18 protein-coding genes are annotated in these 18,910 nt (G+C 59.9%); 8 read left to right on the forward strand and 10 right to left on the reverse strand.

Features of this window, described 5'->3' with window-relative positions; genetic code table 11:
- The first annotated feature begins 5 nt into the window (after positions 1–5).
- The gene (gene metG / locus QP968_RS05180) at positions 6–1,835 is read left to right on the forward strand and encodes a methionine--tRNA ligase (protein WP_284855345.1); all 1,830 of its coding nucleotides are present in this window, start codon (positions 6–8) and stop codon (positions 1,833–1,835) included.
- Here the strand turns inward: metG and QP968_RS05185 are convergent.
- Entirely contained in the window at positions 1,829–3,268 is a 1,440-nt protein-coding gene (locus QP968_RS05185; RefSeq protein ID WP_284855346.1) for an HNH endonuclease signature motif containing protein, read from the reverse strand. The two genes, metG and QP968_RS05185, sit on opposite strands and share 7 nt — an antisense overlap.
- A gap of 132 nt (positions 3,269–3,400) precedes the next feature.
- Positions 3,401–3,793 (reverse strand): DUF3806 domain-containing protein, encoded by a 393-nt coding sequence (locus tag QP968_RS05190; protein ID WP_284855347.1) that lies wholly within the window; start codon positions 3,791–3,793, stop codon positions 3,401–3,403.
- A gap of 24 nt (positions 3,794–3,817) precedes the next feature.
- Here QP968_RS05190 and QP968_RS05195 point away from each other — a divergent pair, with 24 nt between their 5' ends.
- The 6 genes from QP968_RS05195 to ppk2 all read left to right on the forward strand — a co-directional run bounded on the left by QP968_RS05195 (position 3,818) and on the right by ppk2 (position 10,528).
- Entirely contained in the window at positions 3,818–4,654 is an 837-nt protein-coding gene (locus QP968_RS05195) for a TatD family hydrolase (RefSeq protein WP_284855348.1), read from the forward strand.
- A 193-nt stretch (positions 4,655–4,847) separates the two neighbouring features.
- A complete protein-coding gene (locus tag QP968_RS05200) occupies positions 4,848–5,984 on the forward strand; it encodes a resuscitation-promoting factor (protein ID WP_284855349.1) in 1,137 nt (378 codons plus the stop codon).
- Positions 5,985–5,995: 11 nt separating this feature from the next.
- Positions 5,996–6,856: a 16S rRNA (adenine(1518)-N(6)/adenine(1519)-N(6))-dimethyltransferase RsmA gene (gene rsmA / locus QP968_RS05205; protein ID WP_284855350.1), complete on the forward strand. Its 861-nt coding sequence runs from the start codon at positions 5,996–5,998 to the stop codon at positions 6,854–6,856.
- Positions 6,853–7,785, forward strand: coding sequence for a 4-(cytidine 5'-diphospho)-2-C-methyl-D-erythritol kinase (locus QP968_RS05210; protein WP_284855351.1), 933 nt, complete (start codon positions 6,853–6,855; stop codon positions 7,783–7,785). The genes rsmA and QP968_RS05210 overlap by 4 nt, the downstream gene beginning before the upstream one ends.
- Positions 7,786–7,807: 22 nt before the next feature.
- Positions 7,808–9,631, forward strand: coding sequence for an ABC-F family ATP-binding cassette domain-containing protein (locus QP968_RS05215; RefSeq protein ID WP_284855352.1), 1,824 nt, complete (start codon positions 7,808–7,810; stop codon positions 9,629–9,631).
- Between the two features lie 45 nt (positions 9,632–9,676).
- Positions 9,677–10,528, forward strand: a complete 852-nt coding sequence (ppk2, locus tag QP968_RS05220; RefSeq protein ID WP_284855353.1) for a polyphosphate kinase 2 — start codon at positions 9,677–9,679, stop codon at positions 10,526–10,528.
- On the opposite strand, the gene QP968_RS05225 is transcribed toward ppk2, so the two are convergent.
- From QP968_RS05225 to QP968_RS05255, 7 genes are all read right to left on the reverse strand, one after another.
- Positions 10,525–11,094 (reverse strand): DNA-3-methyladenine glycosylase, encoded by a 570-nt coding sequence (locus tag QP968_RS05225; RefSeq protein WP_284855354.1) that lies wholly within the window; start codon positions 11,092–11,094, stop codon positions 10,525–10,527. The genes ppk2 and QP968_RS05225 overlap by 4 nt on opposite strands.
- Before the next feature lie 8 nt (positions 11,095–11,102).
- Entirely contained in the window at positions 11,103–11,471 is a 369-nt protein-coding gene (locus tag QP968_RS05230; RefSeq protein WP_284855355.1) for a hypothetical protein, read from the reverse strand.
- Between the two features lie 61 nt (positions 11,472–11,532).
- Positions 11,533–12,504 (reverse strand): HtaA domain-containing protein, encoded by a 972-nt coding sequence (locus tag QP968_RS05235; protein WP_284855356.1) that lies wholly within the window; start codon positions 12,502–12,504, stop codon positions 11,533–11,535.
- Positions 12,505–12,588: 84 nt separating this feature from the next.
- Positions 12,589–13,389 (reverse strand): heme ABC transporter ATP-binding protein, encoded by an 801-nt coding sequence (locus QP968_RS05240; protein WP_284855357.1) that lies wholly within the window; start codon positions 13,387–13,389, stop codon positions 12,589–12,591.
- Complete coding sequence (locus QP968_RS05245) at positions 13,386–14,435, reverse strand: FecCD family ABC transporter permease (RefSeq protein ID WP_284855358.1); 1,050 nt, start codon at positions 14,433–14,435, stop codon at positions 13,386–13,388. The genes QP968_RS05240 and QP968_RS05245 overlap by 4 nt, the downstream gene beginning before the upstream one ends.
- Positions 14,435–15,472 carry a heme/hemin ABC transporter substrate-binding protein gene (locus tag QP968_RS05250; protein ID WP_350309333.1) on the reverse strand — a complete coding sequence of 346 codons (1,038 nt, stop codon included), beginning with the start codon at positions 15,470–15,472 and terminating at the stop codon, positions 14,435–14,437. Before QP968_RS05250 ends, QP968_RS05245 begins: the two co-directional genes overlap by 1 nt.
- Positions 15,473–15,550: 78 nt before the next feature.
- Positions 15,551–17,560 carry an HtaA domain-containing protein gene (locus QP968_RS05255; RefSeq protein WP_284855360.1) on the reverse strand — a complete coding sequence of 670 codons (2,010 nt, stop codon included), beginning with the start codon at positions 17,558–17,560 and terminating at the stop codon, positions 15,551–15,553.
- Positions 17,561–17,656: 96 nt separating this feature from the next.
- Between QP968_RS05255 and QP968_RS05260 the strand changes: the two genes are divergently transcribed.
- Positions 17,657–18,124 carry a hypothetical protein gene (locus tag QP968_RS05260; RefSeq protein ID WP_284855361.1) on the forward strand — a complete coding sequence of 156 codons (468 nt, stop codon included), beginning with the start codon at positions 17,657–17,659 and terminating at the stop codon, positions 18,122–18,124.
- 3 nt (positions 18,125–18,127) lie between these two features.
- Here the strand turns inward: QP968_RS05260 and QP968_RS05265 are convergent, their stop codons facing one another.
- Positions 18,128–18,799 carry a biliverdin-producing heme oxygenase gene (locus tag QP968_RS05265; protein WP_284855362.1) on the reverse strand — a complete coding sequence of 224 codons (672 nt, stop codon included), beginning with the start codon at positions 18,797–18,799 and terminating at the stop codon, positions 18,128–18,130.
- Positions 18,800–18,910 lie beyond the last annotated feature (111 nt).

Genomic DNA, 18,910 nt, shown 5'->3' on the forward strand with positions numbered 1-18,910 from the left:
GAACCATGCAAAAAAACGTTCTCGTCTGCGTGGCATGGCCGTACGCTAACGGCCCACGCCACATCGGTCACGTGGCCGGTTTCGGTGTCCCATCCGACGTCCTCGCCCGCTACCAGCGCATGGTGGGCAACAACGTGCTCATGGTCTCCGGCACCGACGAGCACGGCACCCCGCTGCTCGTCCAGGCGGACAAGGAGGGCGTGACCGTCAAGGAGCTGGCGGATCGTTATAACCGCCAGATCGTCGAGGACCTCGCTGGCTTGGGCCTGTCCTACGACCTATTCACCCGCACCACTACTCGTAACCACTACGCGGTGGTGCAGGAGCTGTTCAAGGGCCTGTACGCCAACGGCTACATGATCAAGGAGACCACCAAGGGTGCAATCTCCCCGTCCACCGGCCGCACCTTGCCGGATCGCTACATCGAGGGCACCTGTCCGCTGTGTGGTGCCACCGACGCCCGCGGCGACCAGTGCGACAACTGCGGTAACCAGCTTGACCCAGTGGACCTGATCAACCCGGTGTCCAAGATCAACGGCGAAACCCCCGAGTTTGTGGAGACCGAGCACTTCATGCTCGACCTTCCTGCGCTTCACGACGCGTTGAAGACCTGGCTCGAAGCCCGCGAAGACTGGCGCCCGAACGTACTCAAGTTCTCCCTCAATCTGTTGGAGGACATGCGCCCGCGTTCCATGACCCGCGATATTGACTGGGGCATTCCCGTCCCAGTTGAGGGCTGGGAGAATGACCCCGGCAAGAAACTCTACGTCTGGTTCGACGCCGTCATCGGCTACCTGTCTGCCTCCATCGAATGGGCAGCACGCAGCGGCAACCCGGATGCGTGGAAGGACTTCTGGCAGGATCCGGAGACCCCGGGCTTCTACTTCATGGGTAAGGACAACATCACCTTCCACTCCCAGATCTGGCCGGGTGAGCTGCTGGGCTACGCCGGACTGGGTTCCAAGGGCGGGGAAGAGCACAAGTACGGTCGCCTGAACTTGCCCACGGAGGTTGTTTCCTCCGAGTTCCTCACCATGTCCGGATCGAAGTTCTCCTCCTCCAAGGGCGTTGTCATTTACGTCAAGGATTTCCTGGCCGAGTTCGGCCCAGATCCACTGCGCTACTTCATCGCGGTCGCAGGCCCGGAGAACAACGACACGGACTTCACGTGGGATGAGTTCGTCCGCCGTATCAACAACGAGCTGGCGAACGGCTGGGGCAACCTGGTCAACCGCACCGTGTCCATGGCGCACAAGAACTTCGGTGAGGTCCCCGTTCCGGGCCCACTCACTGATGCTGATCGCGCCATTCTTGATTTGGCGGAGCGCACCTTCGCTGAGGCGGGCAAGGATCTCGAACTTGCCCACTTCAAGGCTGCCATCACCAAGATCATGCACGTCGTCGGCGAGGCGAATGCCTACATCGCTGACCAGGAGCCGTGGAAGCTGGCTAAGGATGACAGCCAGCGCGAGCGTCTTGCCACCGTGCTGTGGACTGCACTGCAGGTGGTCTCGGACTGCAACGCCATGCTCACCCCGTTCCTCCCGCACACCGCGCAGAAGGTCCATGAGACTCTGGGCCGTGATGGCGTGTGGGCTGCCACCCCGCGCGTGGAAGAGGTCACGGACGATGAGGATCTGGACCTCGTTGGTGTGGACCTTCCGGAGAAGGGGCAGAGCTACCCAGTGATCACCGGTGATTACACCACCCAGCAGGCAACCTGGGGCCGTGTCGATGTGGCGCCGGGCACCAAGCTCGAGAAGCCGCAGCCGCTCATCGCCAAGCTCGACCCAGAACTGGGCGAGACTGGTCCGGAGTGGGCGCCAGTTCAGTAATCAACCTCCGGTTCTTCCGGGAACGGTACGGGATGGAAAGGGAATTCCATCCCGTATTCGCGTTCAAGGGCCGATAGTGATTTGAGGCATTCTTCGTAGTCAAAGTTTTCCTCAAAAACATCGAGCACGCGGTGGCACTTGGCAAAGAACCGGGAGCGGGTGCGCTTGAGGCGTTCCACATCGTCGATGGTGTGTTTCCAGCGCGGTGTGGTTTCGGTGACTTGACTGTTGATGAAGCCGGTGGGGTTTTCTAGCGCGTAGGTGCCGTCGGAGAAGAGCCACACCACGTCGCCGGTTGTGGGGTCTACCAGGTAGAAGGCCCTGCGATCGGTTTTGACGTTGTGGTGTTTCTGGCACAGGCAGTACAGGTTGCTCGCCGTCGTTGTGCCGCCGAGGCCGTAGGCGATGCGGTGGTCGAGCTGGCATTCCCAAGCAGTGCGTTCGCAGCCAGGGTAGATGCAGGTGCCGTCACGGCCGCGGACGAAGGCTGCGATGTCAGCGGGTGGGACGTAGCCGGCGACGCTACGTGTGGCGGCGGCATCCATGTCCACAAGTTTTGGCCCAAAAGAATGAAACATCTCGGTTCCGGTGGCTGTGGTGAAACCGTGGCCGGGGATGAACACTGAGGCAGATTCATCGATGGTGCCGTCCGCGTTCTTGGGAGCGTAGCCGTAGACTCGGGCAGTCGGGGCAGGGGATATCTTGCCGGTGAGGAGGAGCAACGTGGCCTCATCGTCAGTGATGCCAAGTTCTTTGGCGGTCGCACCTATGAAAGCCTTGACGGAGGCCGCCGTGGCATGATCCGCGATCATGGTCATGCCCGAGCAGCCGTGGTAGTAGCCATCGTGGAAGGTGACTTCGCATCCACCCGGCGACAGGGTGCGCCCTTGTTCGCGTTTCTCACGCTTCTTTTGGTCGAAGGCGACGGAGGAATCCATGTCACCGATGGCCTTGTTCAGGCGGGTGGTAATGGTGTTCGCGCCGGGTAGTGCCTGGTTCGGCTTCGTTGGGATGAAAAGCGTGACTAGGAGGGCGTCCAGTACCGCGAAAACTTCGGGGTCAGGGGTATCGCCGAGCACACTGATGGCACGATCGATGGCCCTCAAACGGCGGAGGTCAAGGCGGTGTGTGGCCTCTTGGAGGGCGCGCAACATAGGGAGATCTTTGAGGCTGCGGTAGGCGTAGACGGCATTGCGGACCTCAGTGAGGGACAGGCCCGTGGCGGAACACATGCGGGCGAGTTCGGTGTCGTGGTCTTTGGAGCCTTCAAACTCATCGGTGGTGGCGTAGTGGTGGAACACCGCATGGATTGCTGCGCGCATGCCCATTCCGGCAACGGCGTCGAGGTTGTCGGTGTTCTCTGTGGCAAAGAACGCTGCTGGCCCTGGCGAAGGTGGTGGCGGTTCTGGTGGGCGGTCAGTTAGTTGGGTCATGGTTCCCCGGTGGATGTGTTGTGTGAATGTGTTTTAAGTTCGTACGAACATAGTTTCACATCACTGCGACACACCACCGGGACTATTCGAACAAACTCGAAAAGATGTTCGAATCTAGCATCGTACTAAAAGCTATTCACCCAAAAACTGCTCAATAAACGTAGTCAGCTTCCCGGTCTCCTCATCCTCAAAGCGGGTGTCCACAACAACGAGGGGTGCGGTGTACATCTCCCGGTCGGGGGAGGTGACAACGAGGTCGGTGCCGTAGGCGTCGATAAGCAATTGCCACTCGAAACCGTGCTCACGAATGAATGCGTCGCCCAGCGCAGTGCCGTACATGCGTGCAACGTCGCCGCGAGAATAGCTGCGGCGTAGATCGGGGTCGAGGGAGAGGTAGTCGCTCAAAGTCTCTTCGAAGGAAGCGACGATGTCATTGATGGATCCGTTGATTCCGGCGACGGCGGCTTCAGCGAGGTCGCGATCGATTTGGGTGCGGGTTGCAGCATCGATGTCGTGGAATGTCATGTGCTCGAGGATAGGCTGGAATTCATGTCGAAGAAGAAACCTCGCCTCATTCCCGTCCCGGCCGAGCGAATTGCTGGGCTTATCGACGCGCACACGCACCTCGCCTCCGCCCGCGCCCGAACGAAGGACGAAGTGGATGCGATCGTCGCGCGCGCTGTGGACGCTGGAGTTGAGCGCATCTGCACTGTTGGTGACGGGCTCGACGAGGCGGAATTGGCGCTGCAGGCTGCGCACTTCAATGACCGCGTCTTTGCGGCATGCGCGATCCACCCAACTCGTGCCGGTGAGCTGGGCGACGCTGCGCGCGAGCGGTTGACACAGATGGCAGCTGATGAGCGCTGCGTGGCTATCGGCGAGACCGGCATTGATACGTACTGGATTAAGCATGATCCGGACCGGACCGCGCCACTTGACGTGCAGGAAGAGGCGTTTCGCTGGCATATTCAGCTGGCTGTAGATTCCGGCAAGGCCCTCATGATTCACAACCGCGAGGGTGATGCGGAGATCATGCGGATTCTTGCGGATGCGCCGGAGCCAAAGCATGTCATGCTGCACTGTTTTTCTTCGCCTATCCGCGTCGCGCGTGAGGCCATCGACCGCGGCTACGTCCTGTCCTTTGCTGGGAATGTGACGTTCAAGCGGAATGATGAACTGCGTGAAGCAGCGGCGTTGGCTCCTGCGGGGCAGCTACTTATTGAAACGGATGCGCCGTACATGACCCCAGAGCCATTCCGTGGTGCGCGCAATGAGCCGGCATTGATTGGGCACACCGCACACGTCGTGGCGGAGGCGCGCGGGATGGCCGTGGAGGACCTTGCTGCGGAAGTGGGGGAGACCTTCAATCACATTTTTGGCGTGTGAAATAGGTACGCCTGTGGGGGCTGGTAACGGGAGTGATTCCTGTGGCTGAGAGGAGCCTTAATTGTTTAAGACACGCTTCCGCGGTTTGAAAATGTGCTGGTCTTCGGCGTACCTTTATCGTATTGTTACATTAGGTTGCTTCCCCAAGCTAAACCCAAATCTTCCCCTGACCCCCTTAAGGACTGTTCTTTTTATGTCGCGTCATCGCCGCATCAATAAGACTTCAACCACTCGCGCTGTGATCACTTCCTCTGCTCTTGGCGCTCTTGCTTTCGGTGGTACTGCTACTGCTGTAGCAGCCCAGAAAAATGTCACCGTGGATGTCAACGGTGAAGCCGTGGAAGTGAGCACCTTCGCCGGGAAGGTTGACGGCGCTCTCAAGGCCGCCGATGTTGAGGTGGGCGACAAGGATCTGGTGTACCCGGCACTGTCTGAGTCGCTCGTGAGTGGTGACACCGTGACCGTGCGCACTGCCAAGCCAGTCGCAGTGTCCATCGATGGCGGTGAAGCGCAGGAGTTCACCACTACTGCTGCCACCGTGGATGATCTCCTCGGTGAGTTGCCGGGCATCGTCGGCGGTTCCAGCCACAGCTTCGGTGATGGCCAGGCCGTCACGGACAACATGACAATTGAGGTGACTTCCCCGAAGATCGTGGCCATCCGCGATGGTGAGAACGTCACGTACACCTCTGCTGCCGCCAAGACCGTGGGGGATCTGCTGGCAGCGCGCGGTGTCCTCGTGGACTCGAACGACCGCGTGAGCCCCGCACTGGACGCTCCGGTGACGGAAAACATGACGGTGGAGATTGACCGCGTTGATGTCACGGAGCGCACCGCTACCGAGGAGTTCGACGCTGAGCCGAAGTACGTGGATGATGAGTCCCTCGCGCCGGGTGAGGAGCAGGTCCGCGAAGAAGGCGAGAAGGGTGAGCGCAAGGTCACCCGTCGCGTGGTCACCGTGAACGGCGCTGTGGAGTCGGATGAGGAAGTTGGGCAGATAGAAACCCGTCCAGCACGCCAGGCAGTGATCGCACGCGGCGCAATCCCAGGCAACACCGGTGCAGCAGCCCCGGCCGTGGCCGGTGGCTCCGTATGGGATTCCATCGCGCAGTGTGAATCTGGCGGCAACTGGGCTATCAACACTGGCAACGGTTACTACGGTGGCCTCCAGTTCGCGGCATCCACCTGGTCTGCTTACGGCGGTGGCCAGTACGCCCCGACGGCGAACTTGGCTACCCGTGAACAGCAGATCGCTATTGCCCAAAAGGTTCAGGCCGCCCAGGGCTGGGGTGCATGGCCCGCCTGCACGGCGCGCCTGGGTCTCCGCTAGTCTCCGAGGGTATGACCGTCGAGGACTCTCACCTGCTGAACCCGCCAGACATTCGTGCGCTGGCGGAGGAACTGGGCGTTGCTCCAACCAAAAAATTGGGGCAAAACTTTGTTCATGACCCCAACACCGTGCGGCGTATTGTCGCCGCGGCGGAATTGGGGGATGCAGAGACTGTCCTTGAAGTGGGGCCGGGTCTGGGCTCCCTGACTCTGGGGCTACTGGACGTCGCAGAGCATGTCATCGCGGTGGAAATTGATCCGCGCTTGGCTGATCGCCTGGCGGTGACGGTGGGCGAGCATGCCCCGTCCCACGCCCACAAACTTGAAGTCGTCGGCGCAGATGCCATGAAAATCACGGCGGCGGACCTCAGCCGTGAACCCACTGCTTTGGTGGCTAACCTGCCGTACAACGTTGCGGTGCCCGTGCTGCTGCATTTGTTGGCGGAGTTCCCCTCGATCCGCACGGTGCTCGTGATGGTTCAGCTGGAAGTTGCACAAAGGCTCGCAGCGGCTCCTGGCTCAAAGATTTATGGCGTACCCAGCGTGAAGGCTTCTTTTTATGGGGATGTGCGCACTGCGGGAACGATCGGCAAAAATGTGTTCTGGCCAGCGCCGAACATCGAATCAGGGCTCGTGCACATTGATGTGAAAGACAAGGGATGGTCCCGCTCGGCGCGTGAAAAGGTTTTCCCGCTTATCGACGCAGCCTTTGCACAACGCCGCAAAACCCTCCGCGCCTGCCTCGCCGGTGTGTACGGTTCGGCTGCTGCCGCTGAGGATGCACTGCGTGCAGCAGGTATTGATCCGCAGTTGCGTGGGGAGAAGCTGGCGGTAGAGGATTTTGTTCGCCTGGCTGAGGTGAGTGCGCCGTGAGACCTGTTACTGCGCGGGCGCATGGCAAGGTCAACCTGCATCTCGGGGTGGGGGAGGCACGTGCGGATGGGTACCACGAGCTCTCCACGGTATTCATGGCCGTTGATCGCCCGGAAACAGTGACGTTGATTCCGGAGCCGGGTGCGAAGGTTGCCTCCGGTGTGGTGACGAGTATGCGCACCACCTGCCACGTGTCGGTGCCGGATGAGGATCTGGATACACCAAAGAACCTGGCTTGGCGCGCAGTGAACGCAATCTGTGAGGGAGCCGATGTGCCGTCAGTCCGGATTGAGGTGGATAAAACCATCCCCGTTGCTGGCGGTATGGCCGGTGGTTCAGCCGATGCCGCGGCAGCAATCAAGGCTGCAGTGGGCTACCTGGCGCAGAATGGCATCGAAGTGGCAGCAGAACGGGTGCAGGACATCGCTGCGGAACTTGGCGCGGACGTACCGTTTGCCCTCATGGGCGGGATCGCTTTGGGCACGGATCGGGGTGATGCACTGGTGCCGATGATGGGGCGCGGTGAGTACTGGTTTGCCTTCTTGAACCCCAAAGTGGGGTTGTCCACCGGTCAGGTTTTTGAACACTTAGATGACATGCGCTTTAACAATGCTTCCCTCGTGCCCAAGATGGACACCACTTTGCTGTCCAGGGCGCTGCTGTCCGGTGATCCGGTTCAAGTAGGTGCTGTTATGCACAATGACCTGGAAGTAGCGGCTCTGGATCTGCAGCCACGTTTGAGTGCGCTCATCCGCAATGCCGAAATGGCCGGAGCGATTCGCGCGATGGTCTCAGGCTCTGGCCCGACGGTGGCGGCACTATGCCCTGACCGCGAGGCAGCGCACATAGTTGTGGATGAACTCACGCGTAGCGGTGACGTGGAAGGTTTTGTTGCACATGGGTCGGCCAGCGGGGCCACGCTGTTGTAGCGTTGCCTAGACTGGTTGCATCATGGCGAACCTGATCAACCTGGAAAATGTGTCCAAGACTTGGGGGCTGAAGACCCTGCTGGACAAAGTATCCCTCGGTGTCCAAACCGGCGACCGTATTGGCGTCGTGGGACTCAATGGTGGCGGAAAGACAACGCTGCTGGAAGTGCTCACTGGCATTGAACCCCCGGATGAGGGGCGAGTGTCCCACGCCAATGATTTGCGTATGGCGGTGGTGACGCAACGCTTTGATCTGCCGGAGGATATGACGGTGGGTCAGGTCGTGGTGGAACCGCTCGGCTTGGAGGTTTACGAGTGGGCGTCCAATGCGAAGGTCCGTGAAGTACTCGCGGGTACGGGTGTGGCTGAGCTGGGGTTGGAGACTCCGGTGGGGCAGCTCTCTGGTGGGGAGCGCCGTCGGGTGAATTTGGCTGCCGCACTCGTGCGGGACTTGGATCTGATCGTGCTGGATGAGCCCACGAACCACCTTGACGTGGAAGGCGTGCAGTGGTTGGCGGACCATTTGATGAAGCGCAAGATTGCGCTCGTCGTGGTCACACACGACCGCTGGTTCCTGGACACCGTAGCTACGCTGACGTGGGAGGTCCACGACGGCAAGGTGGATGTGTACGAGGGCGGCTACAACGATTGGACGTTTGCCCGTGCGGAACGTGCCCGTCAGGCGGATGCGATTGAGCAGCGACGCCAGAACTTGGCGCGCAAAGAGCTGGCGTGGCTGCGTCGCGGTGCGCCGGCACGGACGTCAAAGCCGCGGTATCGCATCGAGGCGGCAGAGGCTCTGATTGCTGATGTACCGGCGCCGCGCGACTCGGTGGAACTCATGGCGTTTTCCAAACAGCGCCAAGGCCGCGTGGTCATTGAGCTGGAGGATGCGCGGATTGATGCCCCAGATGAGCGCACACTGGTGGATCATCTGACGTGGCGTTTGGCACCGGGCGAGCGCATCGGTTTGGTCGGGGTGAATGGCTCCGGCAAGACGACGTTGCTGCGCACTCTGGCAGGTGATTATCCGTTGGCGGCCGGTAAGCGGATTCAGGGATTGACCACCAAGATTGGATGGTTGCGTCAAGAGCTGGATGACCTGGATCCCACGCGTCGCGTCATCGATGCGGTGGAGGATGTGGCCACCTACATCACGATGGGAAAGAAGGAGTTGTCCGCCTCCCAGCTGGCGGAACGCCTCGGCTTCAGTCCGAAGCGCCAGCGCACGCCAGTGGGGGATCTGTCAGGTGGCGAGCGCCGTCGCCTCCAGCTCACGCGCGTGCTCATGAGTGAGCCGAATGTGCTGCTTCTCGACGAGCCGACGAACGACCTCGACATCGACACCCTCCAGGAACTCGAAGACCTGCTGGATAGCTGGCCGGGAACACTCGTGGTCATTTCCCACGACCGGTACTTGATCGAGCGCATCGCGGATGTCACCTATGCGTTGTTCGGGGATGAGAAACTGACTAACCTGCCCGGCGGCATTGAGCAGTACCTTCAGCAGCGTGAAGGGATGGAAGCGCAGGCGGGTGTGCTGGATCTGGGGGAGGCAGATGGGAAGAAAGAAGGGAAGAAGGGGCAAGCGTCGACAAGCGAGAAGGCCTTGAGCCCGCAGCAATGGCGCGAGGTGTCCAAGAAGATGAGCGCGCTGGAGCGCAAGATTGAAAAGTTGGATGCGCAGGCGGAGGCACTGGAAGCGGAGATTACTGCGATGTCGGGGGAGGCTGAGCCTGATTTTGAGGCGATCGGGGTGAAGTCAGGGGAGCTGTCGCAGCTGCGTGAGCAACGCGAGGAGCTTGAGATTGAGTGGCTTGAGCTGGGAGAGCAGCTGGAAGCATAAGGGCCTGTGACGGCGCCCCGGAGTAAGGCGACTACCGTTAGAGGTATGACTTCCAACAAGCCTGAGACCGCAAGCAAGCCCCCGAAGCTATCCAAGAAAGCCTACGAAAAGGAGCTGCTCCGCCTCCAGGCTGAGTTGGTGAAGATGCAGCAGTGGGTCGTGGCCACTGGTGCTCGCATCGTCGTTGTGATGGAGGGGCGCGATGCTGCGGGCAAAGGTTCCGCCATCAAGCGCATCACGCAGTACCTCAACCCGCGCGTGTGCCGCATTGAGGCTCTGCCGAAGCCGACGGAGCGTGAGCAGACCCAGTGGTATTTCCAGCGCTACATTGAGAAGCTGCCGGCTGCCGGTGAGATCGTCATCTTTGACCGCTCTTGGTACAACCGCGCTGGTGTTGAGCGTGTGATGGGATTCTGCACCTCGCAGGAATACCGTCGCTTCCTGCACCAGGCGCCGATCTTTGAGCGCCTCCTGGTGGAAGATGGCATCTTCCTGCGCAAATACTGGTTCTCCGTTTCTGATGAGGAGCAGTACGCACGCTTCAAGTCCCGCCACAATGATCCGCTGCGTCAGTGGAAGCTCTCGCCGATGGATCTGGAGTCCATCACGAAGTGGGAGGACTACTCCCGTGCGAAGGATGAGATGTTCATCCACACGGATATCCCGGCCGCGCCGTGGTACACGGTCGAGTCGGAGGACAAGAAGCGTTCACGCATCAATGTGATTTCGCACCTGCTGTCCACCATCCCGTATGAGCACCTTGAGCCGGATCTGCCGGAGATTCCGGAGCGCCCGACCTCGGTGGATTATGAGCGCCCGCCGCGCGATGAGTTCCACTACGTGCCGGATGTTGCGGCCAAGCTGGAGCGCGGGAAGAAAAAGAAGAAGGAGGCTTAAGCCTGCTTCTTCGGGTAGCCGCGCGGTGTGCTGACGGTCTTGTTGCCCGGGATCCAGAAACGGTACGGCGCGTCCATGTTCTTGCTGATCCCGATGCGCGGCCCCGCCACCCATTCGGGCTCTTCTTCACGCATGGTCAGCTGCACTTCCGTGCCGTTGTCCGCGAGGTCCAAGCCCAGTGCTTGCCCTAGGTTGCCGGGTCCGCGCGCCAAGTTTTCGTCGACAATAGGCTTGCGGTTTTTCGCTTGTCGACGTGCTCTGGCAACCTCCATGCCCTCCACCACCTCGCCGCCGCGCATGAGGCAGCCGTGGCCGGTTCCTTCGGGCGCGCACACGATATTGCCGTTGAGGTGGATGCCGTAGGAAAGATAAACGTAAAACCGCCCGGGCGGACCAAACATGGCCGCGTTACGGGCGGTTTTACCGTTATATGTGTGTGCTGCCGGATCCTCCGTGCCCAGGTACGCTTCCACTTCCGTCAGCCGAATAGTCACGCCACGGTGGGTGACATAGCAGCCGAGCAGCTGTGGGGCGACGATGTTCGCTGGTGCGGAGAAGTCCACCATCGGTGCGCTTAACGGTTGGGCAGCTGGACCTTGGGCATGTGCGGCGCCAAGATGTCCCCGAGACCCTTGAACAGTGCGACGAGCACCATGCCCACACCACCAATGGCGAGGATGAGCGTGAGGCCGTGCGTTGCCTTCTGCATCGGGGACCCATCACCAGTGGAGGAAAGATCGATCGACTTCAGGTCCTCGCTGCTGCTCTTTTCCGTGCCACCAGCGTTGTCGGAGGAGCTCAACGACATCTTGTCGGTGCCGCTGTCAGTCGACGACTGTGTCTCTGCCGTAGCGATGGGGACAGAAACGGCGCCTGTTGCCAGGGCTACAGCAGTAGCTGCTGCAACAGCAGTGGTGGAAAACAGGTGACGACTCTTCTTCATAGCGCTCTATCCTATTGAACGTTGGGGCGAGGTGGGGCAGGGGGTTGGATGGCAGGGGGAATTACTTCAGGAAACCGAGCTGGTTAGCGAAGAATGCGCCACCACCGATCAGTGCCAGAAGCGCAACGATGATGCCGATGATGCCACCGGTGCTCAGGCTGCTGCCGGCAGGGTCCTTCGGGTCCTTAGGGTCTTTCGGCGTGTCCGGGTTACCCGGCTGCTCCGGCTCCTTCGGGTCCTCCGGGTTACCCGGCTGCTCCGGCTCCTTCGGGTCCTCCGGGGTACCTGGCTGCTCCGGCTCCTTCGGGTCCTCCGGGGTGCCCGGCTGCTCCGGATCCTTCGGGTCCTCAGGCTTCACTGGCTCACCAAACTTGACATCGAACGATGCCGGGGCCATTTCCTGGCCTTCGTCCCAGAAATCCATCAGTGCATGGGAACCGACACTTGTGAGACTTCCGTTTTCTGACTTGGAAGTGACAGTTTGGTTCTCAGCAGGTTTGATCGGTGCGGTGAGTGGCAGCTTGACGAACTCAACATCGTCGCCCTTCCGGTCCTCGTAAGGCTTGTTTTCACCGGGATTCCAGCCCTTGCTGAGGTAGTCGACGGTGATGACCGCCTCCTTCTCCGTCAGCTTGACCTTGAAGTCCCACAGCTTCACATCGAGGCCATAAGCGTCTTTGTTGCCGTAGCCCTTGTGGCCAAGGAAGTGAATTGCGCCGTCCAGGTCGATGGTGCCCACACCATCAGCGTTGATGGAAGTCTTCTCGGCGTCAACCGGGAACTTGAAGTCAGTGATCTTGCCGCTGCCGTTTTTAACTGTTTCCAAGCCCTCAGAGGCGGTAACACTGCCTTTGGCGATCGGGCCCTGAACATACTTCAGGAATGAATCCTTGATCGACCAAGTGACGTATCCGGATTCAACCGCCGGGACTGGTGAAGCCTCTTCGGCCGTTGCGACCGGGGAGAGCGTGGAAGTAGCTGCGAGCGCGGTGGCAGTTGCCACTGCGGTGAGGGTAGTAGTAGCGAGACGCATAAGCATCCTTTCGGGAAGTGCCAATAATGACGCCCCAAAGTTTAGGGTAAGCTAACCCTAAATACAACCTCCGGATGACAAACTTTAGGTTGAGGGGGTGAAGAGGGGTGATCCCCCGTGCCATTCTTCGGGTTCGGGATGGACGAAAAGCCCGGTGGGGGTCTTTTCAACGTGGATGGGCCACTCGTAAACGCGGGAGAGAATCTCGTCGGTGTACACCTCATCGACGGTGCCTGCAGCCTCGACTTTGCCGCGGCTTAAGCACACGACGTTGTCGCAGTAGGTCGCTGCAGCCTGAAGGTTGTGAAGGACCACGATGACAGTGCGGCCAGCTTCCGCGAGGCGGCGCACCGTGCCCATGGTGCGCTCCTGGAAGCGGATATCCATGGCGGCGGTGGGCTCATCGAGGAAGACGATAGGGGTTTGCTGGGCGAGGATGCGGGCGAGTGCCACGCGGGCACGCTCGCCACCGGAGAGGGTGGTGATGTCGCGGTCCTGCAAGTGGGTGACGCCGGCGGCTTCAAGAGCGGCGTCGATAATTGCCTCATCGTGGTCCGGCTCGCTGACCTTGCTCCACGGGGTGCGTCCCATTTCCACAACATCGCGGACGAGGAAGGAAAAGGCGATTGAGATGTCTTGCAGCATGACAGAGCGCGTCTGTGCCAGCTCAAGGGAGGAGGCATCGAATGCGTTGACTCCACTCAGGCTGACAGTTCCACTGTGAGGCTTGTCATCGCCGGAGACAGCGGCGAGCAACGTGGATTTACCAGAACCGTTTGGTCCGATGAGTGCTGTCACTTTCCCGGCTGGGGCAGTGAACGACACATCTTCGAGGATGCGGTTGCCATTCTTGATAACTGTGATGCCGTGAGCTTCAACCGTCATAGTGTCCTACGCTTCCGAATCATCTGCCGCAGCAAGAAGAAGAACGTTGGCCCGCCAATGAGGGCGGTGAAAATACCGATGGGCAGATCCGCGAACGGAATGAGTGTGCGCGCAAGAATATCCGATGAGCCGATCAGCAGTGCGCCACCGATGGCCGAGGCGGGGAGGAGGATGCGGTTCGAAGGCCCTGCCACCGTGCGCACGATGTGAGGAATCACCAAACCGACGAAGGTAATGATGCCGGCGAAGGAGACGGCGGCGGCTGTAAGCAACGTCGATAAGGCAATCGCGACGATGCGCACGCGCTGGACGTTCAAGCCGACGTGCGAGGCGGCTGTATCGCCCAGTGCGAGAAGATCGAGCTTCTTGCCCAAGAACATGGCGAATGCGGTGGTGGCTGTCACGATGATTGCCACGATGCCGGTGTGTTCCCAGTTCGCACCGGCGAGGGTGCCCATCTGCCAGAAGATAATCTGTTCACGCGCCGTGGTAGGCGCGAGGAAAACAAGCATAGAGATGGCGGCGCCGGCGATGGCATTCGCGGCGATACCCACCAAAACAAGGTATAGCACCTGAACTTTCCCAGATGTACGGGAAAGCTGGTACACGAGCAGCGTGGTGAGAACGCCGGCGATGAATGCGCTTGCGGGCACAGACCAGGAGCCGAGAATCCCTGCGCCAAAGACGATGGCAAAGGCCGCACCGACGCCAGCACCACTGGTGACACCGATGATGGACGGCTCCGCAAGAGGGTTAGAAAACACCGCTTGCATCAGCGCGCCACCCAATCCGAGCGCAGCGCCGACGAAGAGGCCGAGCACAAGGCGGGGCAGGCGAATCTGCCAGATGACTGATGAATCAAGATCCGTCGCGGCCATGGGGCCGGCTGTGAGAATGGGCCACAGCTCGCCCAGATCAAGCTCGTACTGGCCAACCGTGATGGAGTAAATACAGGTGGCCGTGAGAAGTACGGCCATGACGCAGAACAGAACAATGCGTCGTGTACGCCGCTTTTGGAAAGCGGCTAGTTGAGTCGGCTTTGTCATTAGTTCTCGTCGGACCCACCGTAGAGTGCGTGCGCGGCGCGCAGCAGCATCTCAGGAGTCTGCGGCCCGTAGGCGAGCGAATCACCATCAGGCAGAACAAGGACGCGACGGTTCTGGCCAGCATCAGTTTGAGCCACACCAGGGCGCTGAAGCAGGCCTTCGATGTTGCCTGTGGACTCAAGCCCGCCTGTCATCATGATGAACAGCTCAGGGTTCACCTCAGCCAATGCTTCAGGACTGGCTGGGACAGGGCTGCCGATGCCGTTTTCAGAGTTCACATCCACGCCCCCCAGAGCTTCGATGAGATCCTGGGTGTGGTCGCCGTTACCGAGCAGGTAGAAAATGCCACCGGTACCTCGTGCGTACAGGAAGGACATGCGCAGCGGAGTATCCGGAATAACGTTCTTGATGGCGGTGAGTGCTTCCTCAAGCTCCTTCTCGGTGCGCTCAGCCAGTTCTTCACCGGCATTCGGAAGGCCAACCACCGAGGAAAGGTGGCGAATATCGTCGCCGATCGAATCCAGCTTGCGGTCTGGCTTCATCACAACAACGGTGACGCCCGCATTGCGAATTTGATCAATGGCCTCTTCAGGTCCCACGGAGTGGTCCACGATCACCAGGGAGGGCTTGAGATTCAGGATTGCCTCAGCGTTGAGCGTGTGGCCACCCTCAGTCACTGTGGGGAGGTGCTCGAGCGATTTCTCGGTCGAGGAGACCGTTCGCCCAACGATGTTCTCGGTCATGCCCAAACCACGAAGGATCTTTGTGTAGGTGCCGTATAGGTCGAGCGCCAGGATGCGGGAAGTATCTTCCACCGACACTTCGTAACCATCAGCATCCGTCAGCACCACGGGCAGCGCTGGCTTTGGGTTGGAGATGACGGGCTCAACCTCGCTTAAAGTATCAACGTGAGAGACCCCTTGCATCTGATGTGGATCTTGCGTGGCATTGAGAGAATCCGCCAGCTTCTGCGTCTGGGACGAAGTCGGGTTATCCCAAGACGCGCAACCGGACACGAAAGCCAGGGACGCAGCCATAACGAGGCCGATGAGTGTTTTCTTCACTGTCGATCTTTCCAACGAGGTTTTGTGAGGCAACTTCCGGGAACGAAGCTGCTAGTTCTTCAGGACAAAGCGGGTGAGCACGCCGCCAGACGTAACAAAGGAAGCAAGGATAACAAGGATCTGTGCAACCGAACTGTCGTCCCAAGTCACTCCGTCTTCACCAGCAGACTTGATCTGGAACTGGTTTTCCCCGAGGCTCTTAGACTTCGATTCACTGTCCACGCCATCCTTTTCGTCAAAAACAGAGACGCCGCTAGCCGATGCTCCTGAGCCGGAAGCGCTGGTGCCGCCGGACTTGCCACTACTAGAAGCCGTGCCGGTTGCGGAGCTGGTGCCGCCGCCCGAGGAACGCAGCGCGGCCGCCTGGCTTGCGCTGCCGCCCTGACCGGTACTTGCGCCGGAGTTGGCTGCCCCCTGGCCGTCGACACAGTTCGGTGCACCGCCAAGCTGAGCAGTAAAGGAGATGGGGTCCAGTGCGGTTCCAGCCTCGTAGAACTGGCCAAATGCTTCAGCGCCGGCCCCAGTCAGGGTGGTGGTTGCCTGTCCCTGAATGGAACCTTCACTGATGTCGAGCTGAGTGAAGTTCAAGTCTGCAATGGTCACACGGCCGAAATCATGGGGATTACCGTCGACGTCATTGGACTTGGTGTTGAGAACCAACTGGCCAGAATTGCCAGAGAACTGGATCTCCATGTTGGAGAAGCGGGTGTCCAGAATTCCATTGTGGCCTGTGAAACGAATCGCGCCTGGGAACAGAATGGAGCCGGACTTATTGTTCACGTTGACGGCACCAGACGTACCGGTCCACTGGAATGCGTTGTTGGCATCAGTGACACCACTCAACTCCCAGCCGCCCTTAGCGATGGAGCCCTTGATGTAGTTACGGAAGGACTGACGGACACCCCATGCAGCACTTGCTTGCTGCACACCGCGTGCGCCATCATCCGCACACACCTCACCGGAGCCGGATCCGCCAGATGCCTGGGCATTCGCGGCACCCTCGTTGGATCGAGCGGCGGGGGAGACAGCAGTACCGCCAACTGGGCCGGAGTTATTGCTCCGTGGCAGCCCGCCCGTGCCTGCCCCCGCGCCACCGCCGGCATTGTTGTTGCCAGTGTTGGCGCCAGCGTTATTACCAGCATTGTTGTTCGATGGTGCCGACGTTCCGGGAGTACCAGTGCTGACAGCCACGGAGGGCTTGCGGTTAAACAACTTGTCCGCGTTGTTCAACAAAGAATCGGTGGTGGTCATCAGTTTGTTGAGCTCAGAGAGCGTTGAGTTGATGTCGCCGATCAGTGCAGCGGGCGTCCCCTTCTTGGGTGCGCTTCCGGTAGAGCCCGAACCGGAGCCGTCCCAGCCTTCGATATCGAGGCCGAGTTCTGGTGCTGCACCTGCTTCGTCGTCAACCTTCAAAACGATGTCGACGGGAGCCATCTCCTCATTTGCCTCGTAGAAGCCGCCGAACATGTCGAGGGTCTTCGCGTTAGAACCCAAGGAGGTTGGTCCAGAGATGCGCACCGTGCTCGCCGTGAAGTCGAGCGTGTTGCTCAGCTCAATGTTGGCGAGAGGGGTGTCCTTCCAAACGGTGTGCGGGCCCTTGGTGGTGGTGTCCACGAATTTGGGGCCTTCACCATCAACGATGATTTGGGCCTGGGTGCCCTTGATGAGCAGGCGGAAGTTAGAAAGCTTCAGGTCCAGGATGCCGCCGTGGCCGTAGAAGTGGACCTCACCATCGAAGGAGATGAGACCGTCGGTGGCTGAGCTCATGCTCGACTTCTTGGCGTTGAATTTGAATGGCTCGCTGCTATTGAACGGCTGGCCATTGAAAGTGATATTGCCTTTGGCAATTTTGCCTTGGATGTAATCGCGGAAGGATTCCCTAATGGCCCAGTCCATTTCGCCATCGACCACAGCGCGGTGGGAAGCCGAGTTGGCAAAAGGCTGCATGACATCTGGAGTCTGAGCGAAAGCCAATGGCGACATCGCAATCATAGGGGCGCCAGCACCGAGTGTGGCGATGGAAGCCGCTGCGGTGACTGCGGCCAGCTTATTCCTGAACATGAGCGTCCTTAGGGTGTGGAAAATACCTGGATAGTTGCCTGGGTTTAGAGGGTAGGCTAACTTGAATTTTTAAAAAGATCAAACGAAAGGTTGATTGTGAACTCCCTACACAATGACGACACCCAAACCATGCGCCGCATTCCTTCTCCTCAGGTTATTGATCCGGTGAAAGATCCGAATCGGCGCCTGAAGTTCGAGGCCTGGGAACGGGGTGCCATTGTGCTGGCGACCGCTGTTCTTGCCTTCGGTGGTGCCGCAGGCAACATGGTGGTCGCAATTGTGGGGGCGCTTGGCTTGTTGCTCACTATTGTGGCGATGTCCTACATGCCTGATCGCCGCGCACGCCAGGCGGAGCGGAATAAGCATCCAGAATATGAATGGGCGGAAGATTTCGGCCGTGGTTCAGCTGGCATCGCCCTTGGTGTGGCATGGGCGTTGGTTCTGGCTGTTGCTGGCGCGGCTCTCTTCCTCTTCCCGGGTGATTACGCCATGACGGGTGGCGTGATTGCGGCGGGTGTGAGCGCGGTGATTATGTTTGTCGCGCTCCTCATCGTGGACAGGTAGAACTTAACGTCCCTGCAGAACGGGGCTGATGCTTGCCAGGTCGGCAAACACGGCGCTGTTCAGGCAGAAGGCGTTTTGTGCGTGGGCGAGCAAGGAGGCGCGCTCGGTGTCGCTGAAAGGCAGCGTATCGAGCGCGTCTTTGTAGTTCTTGCGGAACGGGGGGATTTTGCCGATCGCGGAGAAGTCATAGAACGTGAGCTCCTCAGCGGCGAGGCCGTAGTGGCCTTCGAGCATGCGGGCGATGACCTGGCCGCCGGCGATGTCACCCAAGTAGCGGACGTAGTGGTGGGCGATGATGGCGGGGGCGTCGTCGGGGGAGATGGCTTCCAGTTCGGCGACGTAGCGGGTGGTTGCTGGCAGGGCGGTGATCTCTTCGCGCCAGTTCGGGCCGATCATGGCGGCGAGGTCAGCTTCAAGGGAGGGGAGGCGATCCAGGCGGGCATCAGCGATGGAAGCAACAGCGTCATTGGTGGCGCGGCCACGGCGGGCGATGTTCTCGAGTGCGGTGTAGATGAAGTAGTACTGCGCGGTGAGGTTCACTGCGTCTTCGCGGGCGAGTTCGCCGCGGGTGAGGTTCGCCATGAACGAGGTGTTCTCAGCTTCCGTGTGGGCGGCAGCGGTGCCTTCGCGCAGGAGGGTGGAGATCGAGGTTGCCTCGGCGGTAGCGGTGGTCATGGTGGGGTTATCCTCCCGTTTCGTGGACTAAGGTTTCCCTAATCTTGCTACAGTAAGGCTTGCCTAAGAAGCAAGGGCGAGAGCGTTGTCCGAGGAACGTGGGGGGAATTA

Source organism: Corynebacterium sp. MSK041 (assembly GCF_030232265.1).
In the GTDB taxonomy this organism is placed as follows: Bacteria; Actinomycetota; Actinomycetes; order Mycobacteriales; family Mycobacteriaceae; genus Corynebacterium.

Excerpts from the sequence above, each read along its gene's own strand:
- QP968_RS05255 (WP_284855360.1), bottom strand. The coding sequence starts at position 17,560 with ATGTTCAGGAATAAGCTGGCCGCAGTCACCGCAGCGGCTTCCATCGCC.
- QP968_RS05215 (WP_284855352.1), top strand. The coding sequence starts at position 7,808 with ATGGCGAACCTGATCAACCTGGAAAATGTGTCCAAGACTTGGGGGCTG.
- QP968_RS05240 (WP_284855357.1), bottom strand. The coding sequence starts at position 13,389 with ATGACGGTTGAAGCTCACGGCATCACAGTTATCAAGAATGGCAACCGC.
- QP968_RS05190 (WP_284855347.1), bottom strand. The coding sequence starts at position 3,793 with ATGACATTCCACGACATCGATGCTGCAACCCGCACCCAAATCGATCGC.
- QP968_RS05230 (WP_284855355.1), bottom strand. The coding sequence starts at position 11,471 with ATGAAGAAGAGTCGTCACCTGTTTTCCACCACTGCTGTTGCAGCAGCT.
- QP968_RS05200 (WP_284855349.1), top strand. The coding sequence starts at position 4,848 with ATGTCGCGTCATCGCCGCATCAATAAGACTTCAACCACTCGCGCTGTG.
- QP968_RS05235 (WP_284855356.1), bottom strand. The coding sequence starts at position 12,504 with ATGCGTCTCGCTACTACTACCCTCACCGCAGTGGCAACTGCCACCGCG.
- QP968_RS05195 (WP_284855348.1), top strand. The coding sequence starts at position 3,818 with ATGTCGAAGAAGAAACCTCGCCTCATTCCCGTCCCGGCCGAGCGAATT.
- metG (WP_284855345.1), top strand. The coding sequence starts at position 6 with ATGCAAAAAAACGTTCTCGTCTGCGTGGCATGGCCGTACGCTAACGGC.
- rsmA (WP_284855350.1), top strand. The coding sequence starts at position 5,996 with ATGACCGTCGAGGACTCTCACCTGCTGAACCCGCCAGACATTCGTGCG.
- QP968_RS05185 (WP_284855346.1), bottom strand. The coding sequence starts at position 3,268 with ATGACCCAACTAACTGACCGCCCACCAGAACCGCCACCACCTTCGCCA.
- QP968_RS05225 (WP_284855354.1), bottom strand. The coding sequence starts at position 11,094 with ATGGTGGACTTCTCCGCACCAGCGAACATCGTCGCCCCACAGCTGCTC.
- QP968_RS05265 (WP_284855362.1), bottom strand. The coding sequence starts at position 18,799 with ATGACCACCGCTACCGCCGAGGCAACCTCGATCTCCACCCTCCTGCGC.
- QP968_RS05245 (WP_284855358.1), bottom strand. The coding sequence starts at position 14,435 with ATGACAAAGCCGACTCAACTAGCCGCTTTCCAAAAGCGGCGTACACGA.
- QP968_RS05250 (WP_350309333.1), bottom strand. The coding sequence starts at position 15,472 with ATGGCTGCGTCCCTGGCTTTCGTGTCCGGTTGCGCGTCTTGGGATAAC.
- ppk2 (WP_284855353.1), top strand. The coding sequence starts at position 9,677 with ATGACTTCCAACAAGCCTGAGACCGCAAGCAAGCCCCCGAAGCTATCC.